Annotated in this window: 17 protein-coding genes; 11 read left to right on the top strand and 6 right to left on the bottom strand. The window is 38.6% G+C overall.

All coding sequences use genetic code 11. The features are described from left to right. Nucleotides 1-73 precede the first annotated feature (73 nt). From FHS59_RS15140 to FHS59_RS15130, 3 genes are all read left to right on the top strand, one after another. The gene (locus tag FHS59_RS15140) at nt 74-604 is read left to right on the top strand and encodes a GNAT family N-acetyltransferase (RefSeq protein ID WP_184496263.1); all 531 of its coding nucleotides are present in this window, start codon (nt 74-76) and stop codon (nt 602-604) included. A 60-nt stretch (nt 605-664) separates the two neighbouring features. Continuing rightward, nucleotides 665-1,240, top strand: coding sequence for a DJ-1/PfpI family protein (locus tag FHS59_RS15135; RefSeq protein ID WP_184496262.1), 576 nt, complete (start codon nt 665-667; stop codon nt 1,238-1,240). A 122-nt stretch (nt 1,241-1,362) separates the two neighbouring features. Continuing rightward, nucleotides 1,363-2,586, top strand: a complete 1,224-nt coding sequence (locus tag FHS59_RS15130) for a serine hydrolase domain-containing protein (protein ID WP_184496261.1) — start codon at nt 1,363-1,365, stop codon at nt 2,584-2,586. 72 nt (nt 2,587-2,658) lie between these two features. Here FHS59_RS15130 and FHS59_RS15125 read toward each other — a convergent pair whose 3' ends face one another. Then, nucleotides 2,659-3,492 carry a 1,4-dihydroxy-2-naphthoyl-CoA synthase gene (locus FHS59_RS15125; RefSeq protein ID WP_221444520.1) on the bottom strand — a complete coding sequence of 278 codons (834 nt, stop codon included), beginning with the start codon at nt 3,490-3,492 and terminating at the stop codon, nt 2,659-2,661. Between the two features lie 105 nt (nt 3,493-3,597). On the opposite strand from FHS59_RS15125, the gene FHS59_RS15120 reads away from it, so the two are divergent. Continuing rightward, the gene (locus FHS59_RS15120; RefSeq protein ID WP_184496260.1) at nt 3,598-4,668 is read left to right on the top strand and encodes an AMP-binding protein; all 1,071 of its coding nucleotides are present in this window, start codon (nt 3,598-3,600) and stop codon (nt 4,666-4,668) included. Further along, on the top strand, nt 4,665-5,087 hold the full coding sequence (locus tag FHS59_RS15115; RefSeq protein WP_184496259.1) for a DUF2141 domain-containing protein: 423 nt from the start codon (nt 4,665-4,667) through the stop codon (nt 5,085-5,087). The genes FHS59_RS15120 and FHS59_RS15115 overlap by 4 nt, the downstream gene beginning before the upstream one ends. On the opposite strand, the gene FHS59_RS15110 is transcribed toward FHS59_RS15115, so the two are convergent. Next, nucleotides 5,084-5,695, bottom strand: a complete 612-nt coding sequence (locus tag FHS59_RS15110) for a 2OG-Fe(II) oxygenase (RefSeq protein WP_184496258.1) — start codon at nt 5,693-5,695, stop codon at nt 5,084-5,086. The genes FHS59_RS15115 and FHS59_RS15110 overlap by 4 nt on opposite strands. A 73-nt stretch (nt 5,696-5,768) precedes the next feature. On the opposite strand from FHS59_RS15110, the gene FHS59_RS15105 reads away from it, so the two are divergent. After that, on the top strand, nt 5,769-6,527 hold the full coding sequence (locus FHS59_RS15105) for a hypothetical protein (protein WP_184496257.1): 759 nt from the start codon (nt 5,769-5,771) through the stop codon (nt 6,525-6,527). A 70-nt stretch (nt 6,528-6,597) separates the two neighbouring features. Further along, complete coding sequence (locus FHS59_RS15100) at nt 6,598-7,674, top strand: toll/interleukin-1 receptor domain-containing protein (protein WP_184496256.1); 1,077 nt, start codon at nt 6,598-6,600, stop codon at nt 7,672-7,674. Here the strand turns inward: FHS59_RS15100 and FHS59_RS15095 are convergent. Together FHS59_RS15095 and FHS59_RS15090 are read right to left on the bottom strand one after the other, a co-directional pair. Continuing rightward, complete coding sequence (locus tag FHS59_RS15095) at nt 7,664-8,437, bottom strand: XRE family transcriptional regulator (RefSeq protein ID WP_184496255.1); 774 nt, start codon at nt 8,435-8,437, stop codon at nt 7,664-7,666. The two genes, FHS59_RS15100 and FHS59_RS15095, sit on opposite strands and share 11 nt — an antisense overlap. Then, a complete protein-coding gene (locus FHS59_RS15090; RefSeq protein ID WP_184496254.1) occupies nt 8,434-8,691 on the bottom strand; it encodes a hypothetical protein in 258 nt (85 codons plus the stop codon). Before FHS59_RS15090 ends, FHS59_RS15095 begins: the two co-directional genes overlap by 4 nt. A gap of 329 nt (nt 8,692-9,020) precedes the next feature. Here FHS59_RS15090 and FHS59_RS15085 point away from each other — a divergent pair, with 329 nt between their 5' ends. Further along, the gene (locus FHS59_RS15085; RefSeq protein ID WP_184496253.1) at nt 9,021-11,804 is read left to right on the top strand and encodes an outer membrane beta-barrel protein; all 2,784 of its coding nucleotides are present in this window, start codon (nt 9,021-9,023) and stop codon (nt 11,802-11,804) included. A 45-nt stretch (nt 11,805-11,849) separates the two neighbouring features. On the opposite strand, the gene FHS59_RS15080 is transcribed toward FHS59_RS15085, so the two are convergent. Continuing rightward, nucleotides 11,850-12,176: a hypothetical protein gene (locus FHS59_RS15080; RefSeq protein WP_184496252.1), complete on the bottom strand. Its 327-nt coding sequence runs from the start codon at nt 12,174-12,176 to the stop codon at nt 11,850-11,852. A 303-nt stretch (nt 12,177-12,479) separates the two neighbouring features. Between FHS59_RS15080 and FHS59_RS15075 the strand changes: the two genes are divergently transcribed. Together FHS59_RS15075 and FHS59_RS15070 are read left to right on the top strand one after the other, a co-directional pair. Continuing rightward, the gene (locus FHS59_RS15075) at nt 12,480-13,472 is read left to right on the top strand and encodes an LLM class flavin-dependent oxidoreductase (RefSeq protein WP_184496251.1); all 993 of its coding nucleotides are present in this window, start codon (nt 12,480-12,482) and stop codon (nt 13,470-13,472) included. Nucleotides 13,473-13,583: 111 nt separating this feature from the next. Next, a complete protein-coding gene (locus tag FHS59_RS15070; RefSeq protein WP_184496250.1) occupies nt 13,584-14,780 on the top strand; it encodes an ATP-binding protein in 1,197 nt (398 codons plus the stop codon). Between the two features lie 127 nt (nt 14,781-14,907). On the opposite strand, the gene FHS59_RS15065 is transcribed toward FHS59_RS15070, so the two are convergent. After that, the gene (locus FHS59_RS15065; protein ID WP_184496249.1) at nt 14,908-17,154 is read right to left on the bottom strand and encodes a Tex family protein; all 2,247 of its coding nucleotides are present in this window, start codon (nt 17,152-17,154) and stop codon (nt 14,908-14,910) included. Between the two features lie 238 nt (nt 17,155-17,392). Between FHS59_RS15065 and FHS59_RS15060 the strand changes: the two genes are divergently transcribed. After that, nucleotides 17,393-17,965: a TlpA family protein disulfide reductase gene (locus FHS59_RS15060; RefSeq protein WP_184496248.1), complete on the top strand. Its 573-nt coding sequence runs from the start codon at nt 17,393-17,395 to the stop codon at nt 17,963-17,965. Nucleotides 17,966-17,999 lie beyond the last annotated feature (34 nt).

Raw genomic sequence — 17,999 nt, 5'->3', positions numbered from 1 at the left:
CTAACAGTTAATCTTATTGCTAGAGCTTTTTCTTAAATTGTGGTAATAGGTAATAGCAAGAAGGTAAGCCAACATGGAAGTAACTATTCGCCAAGAAAAACCCTCTGATTATAATGCGGTTTTTGAACTCATTGCTTCAGCTTTTGAGACAGAAAAATACAGCGATCATAAAGAACAATTTCTTGTTGATCGCTTGAGAAAATCAAATGCCTTTATTCCTGAGCTTTCCCTAGTCGCGGAATACGAAAATAAAATAGTAGGGCATGTCTTGCTCACCAAACTAAAAATCATCAACGCTCTAAATCAATTTGAGTCTTTGGCTCTCGCTCCCGTTTCGGTGCTTCCCGTTTTTCAACGAAATGGAATTGGAGGAAAACTAATTAAAGAAGCACACCGAAGAGCAAAAGAATTGGGATATCAATCCATTGTCTTACTTGGCCATGAAAACTACTATCCAAAATTTGGATATCAACGAGCCGACCTATTCGGAATCGAATTTCCATTCGATGTACCCAAGGAAAATTGCATGGCAATTGAACTGACATCTGGCACGTTGAAAGAAGTAAATGGAATGGTAGAATACCCAAAAGAATTTAATGAGTAAATCAGAATACTGAATACACAAAAAGTCAACAAATTTTTCAAAAATAAATCTAACATTATCATGAAAAAGATTTTATTTCTCACAGGAGATTTTGCAGAAGACTATGAAACAATGGTCCCTTTTCAAATGCTGGAAATGGTAGGATTTGAAGTTCATGCTGTTTGCCCAGGAAAGAAAAAAGGAGAAACGATCAAAACTGCGATCCATGATTTTGAAGGAGATCAAACTTATTCCGAAAAACCCGGGCATAATTTTATGTTGAACTATTCATTTGATCAGGTCAATGTGGATGATTATGCAGGTATCGCCATAGCCGGAGGTAGAGCACCAGAATATCTTCGTCTCAATGATAAGGTTTTGGAAATTGTAAGACACTTTTTCGAAACCAATAAACCAGTAGCAGCCGTTTGCCATGGAATTCAGATTTTGACGGCTGCTGGTGTAGTAAAAGGAAGGAAACTAACTGCATATCCAGCAGTTGGCCCTGAAGTCACCATTGCTGGGGGGGAGTTTCACGAAATCCCAGCTACAGATGCTTATGTTGATGGGAATTTGGTTACTTCACCAGCTTGGCCTGGCCACGCTGCCTGGATCCGTGAATTCCTAAAAGTATTGGGAGTTAAAATTGAAATTTAACCCAAGCTCCAAATTCTAATAAAGCCTTTTCTTCACGCTGGAAAAGGCTTTTGTTTTTTAAAGCCTTGAATTCGTTAAATTGAAAATTGAAGCACAAATATTTATTAACGCCCAAAACCACCATGTTCAAATCCAAATTAATAAAATTAGGAATCGCAGCTTTCTTTATTTCTACTTCTGCGTTTTCGCAGACAATCCATAGTCGTACTTCTGAAATATCAATTGAACGCTTAGAAAGATATGATCATTTTATTGAGCAAAGTATTCAAAAAGGAGCAATTCCAGGAGCTGTTGTCATGGTATTGAAAAACGGAGAGGTGGTACATCAGAAAGCATTTGGCAGCAGTGATATCGACAGTAAAAAACCAATGGTGGAAGATCAGATTTTTTTCATCCAGTCTATGACCAAACCTATTGTCACCACAGCATTTATGATGCTTTATGAAGAAGGGTATTTTCAATTAAACGATCCAGTAGAGAAATACCTCCCATGGTTTAAAGATTTAAAAATCGCAATAGATCCAAGTAAAGGAATAGCCGGAGGTACCAAACCTGCTCAAAACAAAGTTACCATCGCGAATCTATTGAGCCATACAGCTGGCTTTTCCCATGGAATTGCAGCAGGAAAACTGGAAGAAGAAATCAGAACAGCCATTTATGGTTCCCCTCAGGAAAATATTGAAAGCAGAGTTCGGACTTTAGTGAATCAGCCATTGATAGGGGAACCTGGAGAGCAATGGTATTATTCAGCTTCACCTGATGTTTTGTCTCTTTTGATTGAGAAATTTTCGGGAATGACCACGGCGGAATTTCTTCAAGAAAGAATTTTTGATCCCTTGGACATGAAAGACACAGGCTATAATCTAACAGATGATCAAAAGTCCAGAATGGTTCAAGTTCATACAAAAGATGAAAATGGAAAATTGATCAAAGTAGAAAGACAAACCCCAACAGAAGGAAATAAAGTGTTTGGAGGAACTCATGGGTTATTTTCTACTGCTGAAGATTACTCCAAGTTCACGACTATGCTTTTGAATGGAGGAGAAAGTCATGGAATTCAATTCCTCAGTCCTAAGACTATTGAAATCATGACCATCGACCAGGCAAATGGACTTTATAATTCTCCTGGACATGGATTTGGTTTTGGTTTTGCTGTTTTGGAGGATTTGGCGGATGCAAAAGCCTTAGGATCGGTTGGCCAGTATTTCTGGAGCGGTGCCTATTGTACATTTTTCTTTGTGGACCCAAAAGAAAATCTGATTTCCATCTTCATGACTCAGATGGCGAATTATGATAATTACTGGGGTGAAAAAATGAGGCAATTCGTCTATCAGGCGATCGAATAGAATTGACATAAAAAAGGTTCGAGTATTAGAACTCGAACCTTTTTTGTTTTCATATTTTAACTTTCTGACTTTTTAAGGAATCCATTTATTGGCTCCAAAGTCAGGCTTGCGCTTCTCTAAAAAGGCATTTCTACCTTCTTTGGCCTCCTCGGTTCCGTATGCCAATCGTGTTGCTTCTCCGGCAAATACCTGCTGGCCTACCATTCCATCATCGGTTAAGTTCATTGCAAATTTCAACATCTTGATAGAAGTTGGGGATTTCGCTAAAATCTCTTGCGCCCATTCGTAGGCAGTTGACTCTAGTTCATCATGAGGAATAACTGCATTGACCATTCCCATTTCATAAGCATTCTGAGCAGAATAGTTTCTTCCTAAAAAGAAAATTTCTCTGGCTTTTTTCTGCCCAACCATCTTAGCCAAATAAGCAGAGCCATATCCGCCATCAAAACTGGTCACATCAGCATCTGTTTGTTTGAAAATCGCATGTTCTTTACTAGCCAAGGTCAAATCACATACTACGTGCAAACTATGTCCACCTCCTACTGCCCAACCAGGAACAACCGCAATCACCACTTTTGGCATAAAACGGATCAGCCTCTGAACTTCCAAAATATTCAATCGATGATAGCCATCTTCTCCCACATAACCTTGCTCTCCTCTCGCCTTCTGATCACCTCCAGAACAAAAAGCCCAGCCACCATCTTTTTTCGATGGGCCTTCTCCACTTAAAAGAACCACTCCAATGGAGGTGTCTTCCTGCGCATCGTAAAACGCATCGTACAATTCTGAGGTAGTTTTAGGTCGGAAAGCATTTCGTACTTCTGGCCTGTTAAAAGCAATTCTAGCTACGCCATTACACTTTTTATAGGTGATATCTTCGTATTCTTTGACAGTAATCCACTCCATTATATATGAATTTAAAGGTCTATTTTTGATGCAAGATAACAGGCTTCACCGAAATTTGTTAGTAGTTTGGTACGCTACTTACTTCAATAACCGCTCTGGAATTCCATGTTTGAATTGATAATTGGGTCTAAAAGATTCTCTGAAATTTCTGATTTTGAGTCCTCCATGCCAGATCTACCTGAGTTTGCCCAGGATGCAATCTCTTTTTGCAAAGATTGGCTGGATGGTCAAAATTCTTTTGATATTCAAACTTCAGGTTCTACGGGAACACCCAAAATCATCACAATCCGCCGATCTCAAATGCTCGCAAGTGCATTGGCGACACAAAAATATTTTAACATCAAAGCTGGTACACCCATGCTTCTGTGCATGAACCCAAAGTTCATTGCAGGCAAAATGATGCTAGTAAGAGCGATGGTTTGGAGTTGTCCAATTGTAGCTGTTGAACCAAGTTCAAATCCTCTCGTCTCGATTCCAGAAGGGTTTCGTCCAAAATTCATTGCAATGGTTCCATTACAAGTCGAGACCAGCATAAAGGAGTCTTTGGAACAATTAAAGGAAGTAGAATACCTAATCATCGGAGGAGCACCTGTTTCTCATTCAGTAAAGAATGCTCTTGTTTCTAATCAAATAAGCGCATTTCAAACCTATGGAATGACTGAAACCGTTTCCCATATAGCTATCGCACCCTACCAAAACGAAGAATTGGTATATGAAGCTTTGCCGGACGTGAAGGTCGGAACTGATGAACGGGAAACGCTTTGGGTTCAATCCGAAATGAGTGGGAATGAAAAAATCCAAACAAATGATCTGGTAAAAATTATTGATCGTACTAAATTCAATTGGTTAGGCAGAGCTGATTTCGTGATTAATTCAGGAGGAATTAAGCTCCATCCTGAAGTTTTAGAATCAAAAATTGAAGCATCCGTAAAGTCTTATTTTCCTGATTCAAATTACTTTTTGAGCGGATTGCCAGATGAAAAACTCGGAAATCGCCTGGTTTTATTTATTGAATCTGAACTTGGCTACGAAGAAAAGGCAAAAGATTTGCATGATCAGCTCAAAGATCAATTAGGCAAATATGAATCGCCAAAAGAAATTATCTTTTTGCCTGAGTTTATACGAACAGATTCAGGAAAAGTAAACCGAATAAAAACGAGAGAGTTGAGTCAATGAGTTTTATTTTCACCTTCTTATTAAACCTTCTTCTAGTTACTGGTCAGGTTAATTCAGGAGAAATCCATCTCACCATCGAAGAAACTGAATGGAATGAAGGGAATCTCCAGATCCTCTTATTTGACCAAAAAGATGGTTTTCCTGAAGATCCTGAAAAAGCCTTAAAACAATTTATCATTCCCGTCAAGAATAAAAGAGGTTACATCATCATCAAGGATTTAAAACCTGGAAATTATGCGATCACAGTTTTCCATGACGAGGATTTGGATGGAAAAATCAAGAAAAACGGCATTGGCTATCCTTTGGACAAATTTGGATTTTCAAACAACCCCTCACTCCTTTTTGGTGCTCCGAGTTTTGAAAAATCATCATTCAAAGTAGGAGAAAAACCTGCCAAAGTCTTGATTAAGCTCCGTTAATCAATATCTCTCAACCAGCCAGTGATGCTGATTCTTTCTTTTTTGGTTGGCATCACTTCATGAGGAATTTCTCCACTGAGGAAAACCACAAGTCTTCCTCCCTTTGGTTGGATATCCAAAATCTCTTCAGAACCATCTTCTTGAGGCAAATACATTCTCAGCATCCCTTCATCTTCCTGGCTCCAAGAATCATTGAGATAAATGATCACAGTTATTTTTCTGTATAAAACCTGCTGAAACTGATCCAAGTGTCGTACATAAAAGGATCCGATGGGATATCGGGCAAAATGCGCTTCAAAAGACTTTAGTCCTAAATAACATCGTTGATTGATGGCTTGTCTGACCTCATCTACTTTGGACCAGTATTGCTTTTCGTATTTATTCAAATGTTCAGCATCAATCCAGAGGACCTGATCATTTCGGATCTCAGTTCTCACCTGTTTCTTCTCCCCTTTACCCACTGCAGCCATTCTGAATTTTCCGGCTTCTAATAACTCTGATTGCTCTTTCAGCAAAGAAACTCTTAATTCTTCACTGATAAAATCATCAACAATCGCATAAGATTTTTCATAAACCTCTGAGGCGATCCTCTCTGAAATTGATTCCATACGTAGCGTTTAACCTTGCAAATAACTTCTATTTCAACGAAAAAAATTACTTTTGCCGAAAGCAAATTTTACCATGCCGCAAAAAGAAGAGTTTACAGGAATAGAATTGGAATTTCATTCAGGAATTATTCCTCCACCTTACAGCCATATGTACCGGATTTCTTTGGACTGGAGTAAAGGTGATTTAACGGCAAAACTTGACCTTCATTACACCGAAAGAGAGGATTTGACAGAAGAAGAGATCTTAGATGAGGGATTTACTTTAAATGATGATTTTGCTTACGAGGGACCTCTAAGTATAGTCTGGATCAAAGCTATTTCAGATAAAGTAAATGACACCAAGTGGACTGGAAAATCTGTTGATGATGCTGGAATCATCCTGAAATTGATGGATTCCGGTAAACCAGGAAAGGTAAAAGTACCTGCAAATCAGGAAGACTGGCAGGTATTTGGTCAGGATTTGATTCAGGCGATTTATGAGACCACTAAGAAGGAAGCTCCTCTGACGGTACATTACCGGGAAGTAAGCTCTGAAAAGGTGAGCGATTGTGCCATTACGATCCGTTTTTCAGATCGAGAGGTTATTTTTTCGCAAGAAAACGAGACCAGAAATATCAATTGGGAGTATACTGTTCAGTTGATGAAACTCATATTTACTCCGGATTATAATTACGAAATCGCAAAAGAAGAGCCTGGAAATAAAAGGGGACATTATATTGAATGCGGAGATGGTTTATGGCATGAGCTTGGCAAAGGAGTAGTAAATATTGATCCCTCTAATGATGTGGTTAGCAAAATCAAAGAAATATTTAAGGATTTGATGGAGGAATAACAATTCAAGCTAAATCTTCTTAAATCGGTTTTTTTGTTAAATTAGTCCCTGACATTCAGGGATTTTTTTTATGGCTGACAATAAAATTTTCGTAAGCTACCGCAGACAAGATGCCTCTGGCGAGGCTGGAAGACTTGTCGACCATCTCCAGGAAATTTATGGAGATGATAGTGTTTTTCTAGATGTAGAGACTATCGAAGCTGGCTTAGATTTCGTTCAGGCAATTGACAAAGCTTTGAATTCATGCAAAATTCTAATTGCTTTAATTGGACCGCATTGGGCCAACATCAAAGATTCTGAGGGAAATCCAAGGCTATTTCATGAAGGTGATTTTATAAGAATTGAAATCTCTGCTGCCTTAAAAAGGGATATTCGTGTGATTCCTGTTTTAGTCAACGGTGCAGTGATGCCAAGTCCTGATCAATTACCTGAGGACCTACAAGCCTTAACACGTCGACATGCACATGAATTGAGCAGTTCGAGGTGGAAATACGATTGTGATCAGTTGGTAGCGGTTTTAAATAAGATTGTTGAGCCTAAGCCAATCAAAAAACAAGAAAAGCTAAAGCCAATACTACCTAAAAAGAGCTGGCTTGCCCAAAATTACTTATGGATATTAGGAGGCTTTGTAGGCTTGATCATTGTTATTTTGATGCTCGAAACTCCCGAAGACACGTACCAAGATCCTTATCAAGATCCGATCGGGTTGACCGAAGAATCTGAGGAAGAGCTCCAAAGCCCAGCGGTCAGTACTGAGGATTTGCAAGAAATAAGAGACAATAATCCTGAGGGGACGGAAATTTATGACAAACTAAGCAGTCTTGGAGATTCCGAATCTGCATTGGAGGACATCAGCGGATATTGGCTATTATCCGATCCGGATGGAAATACCAGTACGCTGGTCTTTAACCAAAACCAAAACACGTTTGAGTTTATTGAATACAATATTTTTAATGTAGAAGTCGGAGAAGGAACAGGTAGTATTTCTGGAAGTCAATTGACTTCTGATTATTACAATTCGATGGTTCAGATCAATGGAAAACTAAGACTTTCCAGCCCAGATAATGGAGCAAGCTGGAGCGGAACAATTTCATTCCCAACTTTAGGAACTAGCACTGCGATTTCACTCCAAAGGATTACCCCTTGATTTTTCTTAAATCTGCCTGAATATCCTGAATCATTTTTCCCAAATCCTCTAAGGTGATTGGTTTCTTTTTATCTCCAGGATTTGGAAAATCAGTGCTGATAAACGCTTTTGATTCCCAAACTTCCAAGACATCCTCTCCTCTTACTTCAAATGGCTTGTAGTGGTCATTGTCTGAAACCAAAAAAAGTTTGCCATTTTCATTGAGGTAATTAAAAACACGTTTGTAGACTACCCCTTCGGTCTGAGTTACCAATACATAGGTTTTTCCACTTTTAATATCTTTTGGTTGGTCTACGTAAGAACCAATAACAATTGTACCAGGAATCAATGGCAACATGCTATCACCTGCAAGTTCGAATGCTCTGTAGGTTGCATTTCTGGATAAATTAGGCAAATGAAACTGAGGCAAACTTTCCATATACTCTGGATCAGAAAATCCATTTAAATAGCCAGCTGATGCCTTTTGAGGAACCATGGTGATATTTTCTTTATCCTCCTCATTCGTGGCAATCGTCAGAATATTAATTCCTCTTTTTTGGACGGCCTTTCTCCCTTTTGTTTCAATATCATGCTCTAATAATTCCTCCAAACCCACTTCAAGAATATCACATAGCTTTTGCAAAGTCTGGAGTTTTGGCTCAGACCGACCATCTTCATAGGCAGATATCATCGTCCTCTGAACAGCCAATTGCTCAGCTAATTCATTTTGAGTGATTTCTTTTTGCTTTCGCAAAAATTTAAGGTTTGAGGCTAGATAATTCATGCTGAAAACAAATAAAAGTTATGATCATCTGGCACAGGTTGCACTGGAAAAAAGGGATTTAAATTCAAAGCAGCTGACTTTCTCATTTCCATACGAAGTTTGATTTCTTCAATGATTTCCCCAACTGGTTTTGGCTCTGTCACCAATAAATATCCGTACTGAGGTTTAGCTTCATCTTCAATAAAAAACTTCACCTGTCTGTTTCCTGATGCCAGAGTTTTTGTAGTGATGCTGATGTTGTCTTGCTTTTCCATATCTGATTGATTTAACGACAGCTAATTTACAAATGTTACTTTTATAAACATTCATATGAATGAAAAATAAACATTTTTTATTGACAAATATTGTCAGTCAATTTAAACCATGATTCAATTGTTTCATTATCAGACAATAACAATCGCCAAATTATTCTGAAATCAATAAATATTCTTTTAGTGAAATGTACTGCTCAATACTTCATTTGACCGCTTAGACAATATTTCCTGTCAATCCCGACTCTCAGTCGCTTACTTTGTTTCTTATAATAACCTATTGTCTTATTTCTTGTTCTATTCTTAAGAAGTAAGGAAACTCTAAACCAAACATGAAATATTATTTAACTCTACTCTTTTTACTAGGAGTAACTATTGGCTCTTTTTCTCAATCCTATTCAATTCGGGGTAAAGTCATTGAGTCTGGCTCAGATCAAAGTATTCCAAATGCCACTGTTTTGTTGTTGACTATCACTGATTCGACTCAAGTGGATGGGATGATTTCAGATCTTGATGGAAACTTTGAATTGCATGAAATTAGAGAGGGTGAATTTATATTTAAAGTCCAGTATTTAGGATATAAAGACTTGTTCAAGAATATTCAGGTAAGCAAAGATCTTGAACTTGGCAATTTGGTACTCCAAGAAACAGCAACTGAATTAAATGAGGTAACCATAAGCGCTAGAAGGTCAACCGGAATCCAAAAAAGTGATACCACGCTTTTCAATGCAGATGCTTATAAAACCATGAAAGATGCAAGTGCACAGACACTTGTAGAAAAGCTTCCAGGTGTCACCATGATGGATGGAGCCTTACAGGCACAAGGAGAAAACATTGCACAAATATTAGTAGATGGGAAACCGTTTTTCGGAGGGGATGTACAAACAGCTTTGCAAAACTTACCAGCGGAAGTAATTCAGGGAATTGAGATTTTTGATCAGAAAAGTGAAAAAGCCCAGTTAAGTGGATTTGATGATGGGGAAAGGTTGAAAACCATCAACATCATCACTAAACCAAATAGAAGAAAAGGTCAATTTGGTAAAATGTCTGCAGGGTATGGTACCGATGACCGATATTTATTGGGAGCCAGTATAAACGCATTTAATGAAGACCAAAGAATCACATTTACTGGTCTTAGTAATAATATCAACGTGCAGGATTTCTCTTCTGATCCAAATGCCCAGGGAAATAACAGACCTCAAAATGGGATTATCAAAACCAATATTCTCGGATTAAACTACTCCGATCTTTGGGGAGAAAAAATCAAAGTCAGTGGAAGTTATTTATTCAGAACAAGAGAGAATAATGGAGTTTCGTCTCTATTCAGAGAATATGTCACGGATTCTAATGACGATCAAACCTATACAGAAGACAGTAGAAATACCCGGACAAATCAAGATCATAGATTTGACATGAGGTTGGAATACAACCCAAATGAGAATAATAGAATTGTCTATAGACCGAGATTCTCAATGTCAAATGACAAAGAAAACTCTAGCTTTTTGGGTGAATCCATGAATAATTTGGGACCGCTGAACCAAACAGAAAATATCCGGACCGCAGATAATGACGATTTCGATATTGACAACCGACTTTACTATGGTCATAAGTTTAGTAAACCAGGAAGATCATTGACTATGCGGATGAACTTCGGGTATCATTGGAACAAAGACTTAGCTTTCCGAAGAGCGGAAAACACCTTTTTCCAACCCGATCAGAGAACTGAGATCATCAATCAGAAAATCTCTAGAGATCGAACTGGCACCAACTGGCAGACCAGTGCTTCCTATACCGAACCGATCGGAAAAAATGGTCAAATGGAGTTGGAGTATGAAATCGGAAATCGTGCAGATGATTCTGATCAGTTGACATTTGATATTCTGAATGAAGATCCTTTAGGATTGGATTTATCCTTAGATACAGCTTTGAGTAATACTTTTGAGAGCAAATATTTGACTCAGGAATTGGAACTTGGTTATCAATACCAATTGAAAAAAATGCAATTTCAGATCGAAGGTCAATATCAAAATGCAAAACTTCAGAATGATCAATTCTTCCCTGCCCCTTTCGATCTTCAAAGAACCTTTGAAAGCTTCCTTCCTACAGTACGTTTTGATTACAAGTTTTCTGATAACACCAACATGGAGTTGGATTACGACACTAATACGGACGCCCCATCTGTACAGCAACTTCAAGGAGTTATTGATAATTCTAATCCTTTACAGTTGAGAACAGGGAATCCAGATTTGGATCAATCGTATTCTAATAGAATCCGATTGAGATTCAGAAGTAGAAATCCAGACACCGATAGATCTTGGTTTATTTTTGCTCAATCACGATTGGTAGCCAACTCGATCGCTAACAGTTCTTTCATAGCTGAAGAAACTACAGAGCTTCCAGGAGGGGTTATTTTGGAAAAAGGTTCTCAGCTTTTCCGACCTGTCAATTTGGATGGATACCAAGACTTCAGATCTTGGGTGAGTTATGGAATGCCAGTGGATTTCATCAAATCCAATTTAAATATCAACGGAGGTTTCAGTTACGACAAAAGACCAGGTCAGGTAAATGGTGAATTGAGTTTTAACAATTCCAAAAGATATAGCACTGGGATATCCCTAAGCAGTAATATCAGTGATCAAGTGGATTTCAACATTTCAACTCGAATGTCTTTCAATGATGTAGAGAATACCTTAAATCCGAACCTGAATAATAAATTTTATAATCAGCGTACAAGGTTAAATTTCAGCTGGATCATTTGGGAAGGTTTTGTTTATCGTCTGGATCTTAATCACCAGATCAATTCAGGACTTTCAGAAGGCTTTGATAACAACTTCCTGTTAATGAACATGAGTCTAGGGAAGAAAGTCTTCAATAACCAAAGAGGCGAGATTTCATTGAATGTTTATGACCTTTTGGGACAGAATACCAGTGTCAGAAGAAATGTGACAGATGTTTACATTGAAGACGTTCAGAACAATGTACTACAGAGATACTTCATGTTGACGTTTTCCTTCAATCTCAGAAGATTTAGTAAAGGAATGGACATGAATGACTACAACGATATGATGAATTCCGGAGGCGGAGACGGCCGAAGAGGCGGTCCTGATTCTATATAAATCAAAAAAATCCCCCAACTAGAAATTACCTGTTGGGGGATTTTTTTATAACATCATATTCTCACATTCTTCCAGGCAGATTCTACACGATTCTGCACATTTTTGACAGTGATCATGTTGTTGGCTTCCGCAAACTTCAACACATGCTTCACAGGCTTCTTTGCACCTCACCAACAACTCTCCTCTATTTTCTGCGCCAGTTTCAAAGGCATAGATACAGTCTTTGCAAGCATCAATACATCTGCCACATACTTTGACACAGGACTCCATTCCTAATATTTTCTGGCAGCTTTCTGCACATTTCATACAGTCTTCCATTGCCTTTGCGCAGGAATCGATCAGATTGCTTTTTAGCTGAATTATATCGTTCATAATACTTGGGTTTAATGATAACAAAACTCTAAAATCAAGTTTTATAATCTCAAAAAATCAAAAACGGAGCCAACACCCAAGCGAATCCAAAAACACCTTAAAAACTATCTATCAGGTAGTTAAATCTAATTTTATCCAAATCAGCATTGATTTTCCCCATAATTTTTTGGGGTTATATATGCACGGTTTGTTGAAAAGAAGGTCAAACAAAAAAGGAGAAAAAGAAACTTTTCAAAGCTTAAAAGAATTAGGAAATATGCCCGAAGATTTCAGGCATTATTCTATTTGAAAAAGAATCCAACTATGTCAGTACCCTATTCTCTTCTCGACCTTTCGATAATTAGAGAAGATTTTGATGCCAAAGATGCTTATGAAAGAAGTCTGCAAATTGCACGTCATGCAGAACAACTTGGCTATACTAGAATGTGGCTAGCTGAGCACCATAACATGGCCAATGTCGGCAGTTCAGCCCCTCAAATATTAATTGGTTATTTGGCCAATGGCACATCGAAAATCCGTTTAGGTTCAGGCGGAATTATGCTCCCAAATCACAGCCCTTTGATTATTGCAGAGCAATTTGGGACACTTGCCACTTTGTATCCCAACCGGATTGATTTGGGATTGGGTCGTGCTCCTGGGACTGACCAGACTACAGCTAATGCCTTGAGAAGAGGCAGAATGGAATCTGTGCAGGATTTCCCAAATGATCTGGATGATTTGCAGCGATATTTTTCCGAAGAAAATGCAGATGAAAAAGTTCGTGCATTTCCTGCCGAAGGACTGGATGTTCCAATTTATCTGCTTGGTTCAAGTATGAGCAGCGCCGTTTTAGCTTCTCAAAAAGGGCTTCCCTATGCCTTTGCGAGCCACTTTGCTCCGGGATATTTGATCAATGCCTCCAGATACTACCGGGAAAACTTCCAAGCTTCAAAAGAGTTAGAAAAGCCGTATTTTATTTCCTGCGTCAATGTCATAGCTGCAGATACAGATGAGGAGGCTCATTATTTGGCTACTTCATTTTACCAGACAGCTTTAGGCATCATTCGTGGAAAATCCTATCCGATGAAAAAACCGGTCAGCAGCATGGAAGGAATCTGGACGGAGCATGAAGCTGCCGCAATCCAAAACATGATGGCTTGTACATTTATTGGAAGTAAAGAGACTCTAAAACCTCAATTTGAAAGTTTCTTCCAGCAAGTGGAAGTAGATGAATTGATGGTGTCTACTAATATTTATGAGCCTGAAAAGCGATTGAGATCGCTAGAGATAACAGCGGAGGTGTTAGGAGAAAACTAAAAATTGAAATAAAGATTCAAATTGTGTCGAATAGAAAAGACATTAAATAATATATTTGTAGTTTTAATTCGACAATTATTTTTTAATTTTGTAGAATAGATTCGACAAATCATGGATATCCTATTCTCAAATTCCCAAAATCTACTTACTCAAGTTGGAGATGAGTTTTTTAGATACCTCTTCGACAAAATAGATTGGAATCTACGAATGATTGCCATAAAAGGACCTAGAGGTTCTGGAAAGACAACTTTGATGTTGCAGCAAATCAAGTATGGAATCAAACCAAAGGCTCAAGAAGCTCTTTATTTTTCAGCTGATCATTACTGGTTTTACACCCATAATCTTGTAGAGACAGCTCATACATTCTATCAAAACGGCGGGAGGTACTTGTTTATAGATGAAGTTCACAAATACCCAAATTGGTCACGGGAGATTAAAAATATATATGATTCTTTTCCTGATTTGAAAGTTGTATTCTCATCCTCTTCTGCTCTGGACATTTATAAAGGAGAATCCGATTTGAGCCGTCGAGTGTTTACCTATGAATTACCAGGAATGTCCTTTCGGGAATACTTAAACTTGACTCAAGGCCAAAATTTTCAACCTGTTTCACTTGCTGAAGTACAAAATACACAGGCAGACATTACAAAGGAGATTAACTCAAAACTTCATCCACTTCCCATCTTTAGAGAATATTTAAAGAGAGGTTATCTCCCAATTATCACGGAGTCGAACCCTGAAATCATCCCTATTTTCCTCCAACAGATCATTAACACAGTAGTAGAATCAGATTTAGCCTTTATTGCCGATTACAATGCGGGAACAGCATACAAGGTAAAGAAGCTTCTAGGCGTGTTAGCTGAGTCAGCCCCATTCAAGCCAAATGTATCTTCAATTGCACGAAAAATTGAAACCAGCAGAGACTCAGTTTATGAATGGCTCACCCAATTGGAAAAAGCTAGATTGCTCAATTTCTTGGTAGCAGATGGAAAAGGTGTTTCTCTTTTGCAAAAACCGGATAAAGTGTATCTAGAAAACACTAACCTCTCCTATGCATTAAAAGCAAACCCTGAAATAGGTTCGGTTCGTGAAACTTTCTTACTAAACCAACTTAAAAACATCAATAAAGAAGTTCGTCTACCGAAGTCGGGAGATTTCCTGATTGAGGACCTTGTAATTGAAGTTGGAGGAAAAAATAAGGATGCTAACCAAGTTAGACACTTAAAAAACCACATGATTGTAGCAGATGAGATAGAGTATGGTTTTGGAAATAAAATTCCATTGTGGGTTTTTGGGATGATGTATTGAAAAAACCCCGAGATCCACATTTCGGGGCTTTCTATAACTCTTTAGTTTTGATTTATTGACTCAGAGTAGAAAATATTCCCTGCGCTTCTTTGTGCAACCTTTGCTCAATTTGCGGTTAAAGAAAAAATCACCTTCCAAATTGCTTTTTCAAAGCCGCTAATTTATCTGCCATTGTACCTTCAGGCTCTTGTCGCTGAGGTTTTGAAGCTGGCTTTTTCTCCATCTTCTTTCCTCGCTCAGCAAAAGGGTCTGACTTCATGCTAAGCCCGATTCTCTTTCGAGGAATATCTACCTCCATGACAGTTACCTGTACTTTTTGATTTACCGAAACGATCTCATTAGGATCTTTCACAAAGCGATCTGCCAAATGACTCAAATGAACTAAGCCATCTTGGTGAACTCCCACATCCACAAATGCCCCAAAGGCTGTAATATTGGTCACGACTCCTGGGAGTTTCATCCCTGTTTTTAGATCGCCAATACTATTTACTGATTCTTCGAAAGCAAAAACCTCAAAACTCTCACGCGGATCACGTCCCGGCTTTGCCAGTTCTTCCAAAATATCCTGTAGCGTAGGAATTCCTACCGATTCAGAAACATAATTTTTCAAAATAATCCTCTTTCTAAGCTCTTCTGAGCTCATCAAATCAGATACTGAGGCATTTAAGTCTTTTGCCATTTGCTCCACCAAAGCATATCGCTCAGGGTGTACTGCGGAAGAATCCAAAGGATGCTTTGCCTGGCTGATTCTCAAGAATCCAGCAGCTTGCTCAAAAGCTTTATCACCTAACCTTGGTACTTTCTTTAGCTGAGCTCTGCTATTGAATGGACCATTTTCATTTCTGAAATCCACAATATTCTGTGCCAAAGTTGGACCGAGTCCTGAAACATAAGTCAGTAACTGTTTTGAGGCGGTATTTACCTCAACTCCTACACCATTTACTGCAGACATCACGGTATCATCCAACGCATTTTTCAAGGCGTTTTGATCCACATCATGCTGGTACTGACCCACACCAATTGATTTAGGATCAATTTTTACCAGTTCAGCCAGCGGATCCATCAATCGACGTCCGATAGAAACTGCACCCCGCACTGTCAAATCCAGATCCGGAAATTCCTCTCTGGCGACATCAGATGCAGAATAAATTGATGCTCCCGATTCATTCACCATTGTCACGATCACCGATTTTGGCAACCCTAGACTTTTTACGAATGTTTCTGTTTCACGCCCTGCAGTTCCATTTCCTATGGCAATTGCCTGAATCTCAAATTTCTCCACCAAGCCTTTTACAGTCATACCTGCCTCAGTAGCCCTTCTTTGAGGTTCATGAGGATAGATAGCTTCGTAATGTAAAAACTGACCTTGTGGCCCTAAGCATACCAACTTACAACCCGTCCTGAAACCAGGATCGATTGCCATTACTGACTTTTGCCCTAAAGGCGCTCCAAGAAGCAACTGTTTCAGATTCTCTGTAAAAACCTTGATTGCTTCTTCATCGGCTTTACGTTTGGTCAGCAATCGAACTTCCGTTTCCATGCTTGGCTTTAGTAATCTTCTATAACAATCCTTGATTGCCAATTTCACTTGTTCCACAGAAGAATTGGCCGCATCAGAAAGAATCATTTTCTCCATCAGAAAAATAGCTGAAGCTTCTTCAGGCACAGAATCAAGCATTAAAAACAACTCTTTCTCTCCTCTTCTCATCGCCAAAACCCGATGGGAAGGTGCTGTTTTTATAGGCTCAGACCAATCAAAATAGTCTTTGTATTTAATGGCTTCCTGCTCTTTACCCGGAAGGACTTTTGAAGAAAAAATCCCTTCTTCCAAAAAGAGCTTTCTCATTTTTTCCCTCAACTCAGCATTTTCATTGATCCACTCAGCCATAATATCCCGGGCACCTTGCAAGGCATCTTCGATGGAATTCACTTCTTTTTCAGAATCAATAAACTTTTCAGCTTCTGTATCTAAATTGATAGAATTCTGCCCGAAAATCATCTCTGCTAATGGTTCGAGACCTTTTTCTCTCGCTATAGTCGCTTTTGTTCTACGCTTTGGTTTATACGGCAAATAGATATCCTCCAATTTGGACATAGTCTCCGCTCCTTCTACTTTTTCTTTCAATTCAGTTGTCAATTTCCCTTGCTCCTCGATGGACTTCAGCACAGCCTCTTTTCTCTTAGCTAGCTCTCGAAGTTGCAGTACCCGATCCCGAATTGCAGCGACCTGTACCTCATCTAATTCTCCCGTTGCCTCTTTTCTGTATCGGGAAATAAAAGGAACTGTCCCGCCTTCATCCAATAATTGGATGGTGGCATTTACCTGTGATGGTTTGACATTAAGTTCTGCTGCAATTTGTACTTCGTAATTCATAAGAAATGGAAATTCTATTCTTGATTTGAGACGCAAGTTAAGCCTCCTTTTTGAGACAAAAAGAAAGAAATGTGTGTCAAGTCACTAAGGGACTGATTTTAAGATTGTAAAATTGGGACATTAAACATTGTCAGTTCGAGCGGAGTCGAGAACTGACGTAAATAGACATTAATATTTGTTAGTCGAGTTTGAAGTTCCACAAACTTCGTAAATCAAAACTCGTACTTCGTACTTAACTATGGACTGGAAAAAAGAAATAAAAAGCTGGGGCATAATGCTCAGCGTAGTTGCATTTTTATACTTCACAGGCTTGCTTCCCGTGGTTATTGGTGGTTTACAATCAGTCTTACTATCAACAGGTCTAATCAAACCTTCTATCGAAAGACCGGATTTAACCGAAAACCAATTCGATTACAGAGGTAAATTTCTCACATTTGACGGCAAGCAAATCAATCTGGAGAGTTATAGAGGAAAAACGCTTTTTATCAATTTATGGGCTTCCTGGTGTGGACCTTGTCGAGCAGAAATGCCACATATTTCGGAACTTTATAAGGATGTAAAAGATGAACCTAATCTTGAATTCCTTTTAATAGGAATTGATAATGACATCGAAAAAAGCAGGAAATTCATCAATGGCAAAAGCTGGACCTTCCCGACTGCACACGCAAGTTTTGGCCTGAATAATAGTTTGCAAAGCGAGGCAATTCCAACCACACTTGTCGTAAGTCCAGAAGGTAAAATAGTTTTTTACCAGCAAGGCATGAGCAATTTCAATACAAAAGAATTCAAGGATTTTCTTCGCTCAATGTAAGGATTAAACACAGAGTGCGGTTTTTTAAGTAATT

It is taken from the genome of Algoriphagus iocasae (genome assembly GCF_014206875.1).
Classification (GTDB): Bacteria; Bacteroidota; Bacteroidia; order Cytophagales; family Cyclobacteriaceae; genus Algoriphagus; species Algoriphagus iocasae.
Note: the sequence above shows the minus strand (reverse complement) of the source record. Positions and strands in the feature narration are given on the sequence as shown.

Bases quoted from the DNA above. Each gene is read 5' to 3' on its own strand.
- FHS59_RS15130 (WP_184496261.1), top strand. From the start codon at position 1,363: ATGTTCAAATCCAAATTAATAAAATTAGGAATCGCAGCTTTCTTTATT.
- FHS59_RS15100 (WP_184496256.1), top strand. From the start codon at position 6,598: ATGGCTGACAATAAAATTTTCGTAAGCTACCGCAGACAAGATGCCTCT.
- FHS59_RS15110 (WP_184496258.1), bottom strand. From the start codon at position 5,695: ATGGAATCAATTTCAGAGAGGATCGCCTCAGAGGTTTATGAAAAATCT.
- FHS59_RS15105 (WP_184496257.1), top strand. From the start codon at position 5,769: ATGCCGCAAAAAGAAGAGTTTACAGGAATAGAATTGGAATTTCATTCA.
- FHS59_RS15125 (WP_221444520.1), bottom strand. From the start codon at position 3,492: ATGGAGTGGATTACTGTCAAAGAATACGAAGATATCACCTATAAAAAG.
- FHS59_RS15090 (WP_184496254.1), bottom strand. From the start codon at position 8,691: ATGGAAAAGCAAGACAACATCAGCATCACTACAAAAACTCTGGCATCA.
- FHS59_RS15060 (WP_184496248.1), top strand. From the start codon at position 17,393: ATGGACTGGAAAAAAGAAATAAAAAGCTGGGGCATAATGCTCAGCGTA.
- FHS59_RS15095 (WP_184496255.1), bottom strand. From the start codon at position 8,437: ATGAATTATCTAGCCTCAAACCTTAAATTTTTGCGAAAGCAAAAAGAA.
- FHS59_RS15115 (WP_184496259.1), top strand. From the start codon at position 4,665: ATGAGTTTTATTTTCACCTTCTTATTAAACCTTCTTCTAGTTACTGGT.
- FHS59_RS15135 (WP_184496262.1), top strand. From the start codon at position 665: ATGAAAAAGATTTTATTTCTCACAGGAGATTTTGCAGAAGACTATGAA.
- FHS59_RS15065 (WP_184496249.1), bottom strand. From the start codon at position 17,154: ATGAATTACGAAGTACAAATTGCAGCAGAACTTAATGTCAAACCATCA.
- FHS59_RS15120 (WP_184496260.1), top strand. From the start codon at position 3,598: ATGTTTGAATTGATAATTGGGTCTAAAAGATTCTCTGAAATTTCTGAT.
- FHS59_RS15140 (WP_184496263.1), top strand. From the start codon at position 74: ATGGAAGTAACTATTCGCCAAGAAAAACCCTCTGATTATAATGCGGTT.
- FHS59_RS15080 (WP_184496252.1), bottom strand. From the start codon at position 12,176: ATGAACGATATAATTCAGCTAAAAAGCAATCTGATCGATTCCTGCGCA.
- FHS59_RS15075 (WP_184496251.1), top strand. From the start codon at position 12,480: ATGTCAGTACCCTATTCTCTTCTCGACCTTTCGATAATTAGAGAAGAT.
- FHS59_RS15070 (WP_184496250.1), top strand. From the start codon at position 13,584: ATGGATATCCTATTCTCAAATTCCCAAAATCTACTTACTCAAGTTGGA.
- FHS59_RS15085 (WP_184496253.1), top strand. From the start codon at position 9,021: ATGAAATATTATTTAACTCTACTCTTTTTACTAGGAGTAACTATTGGC.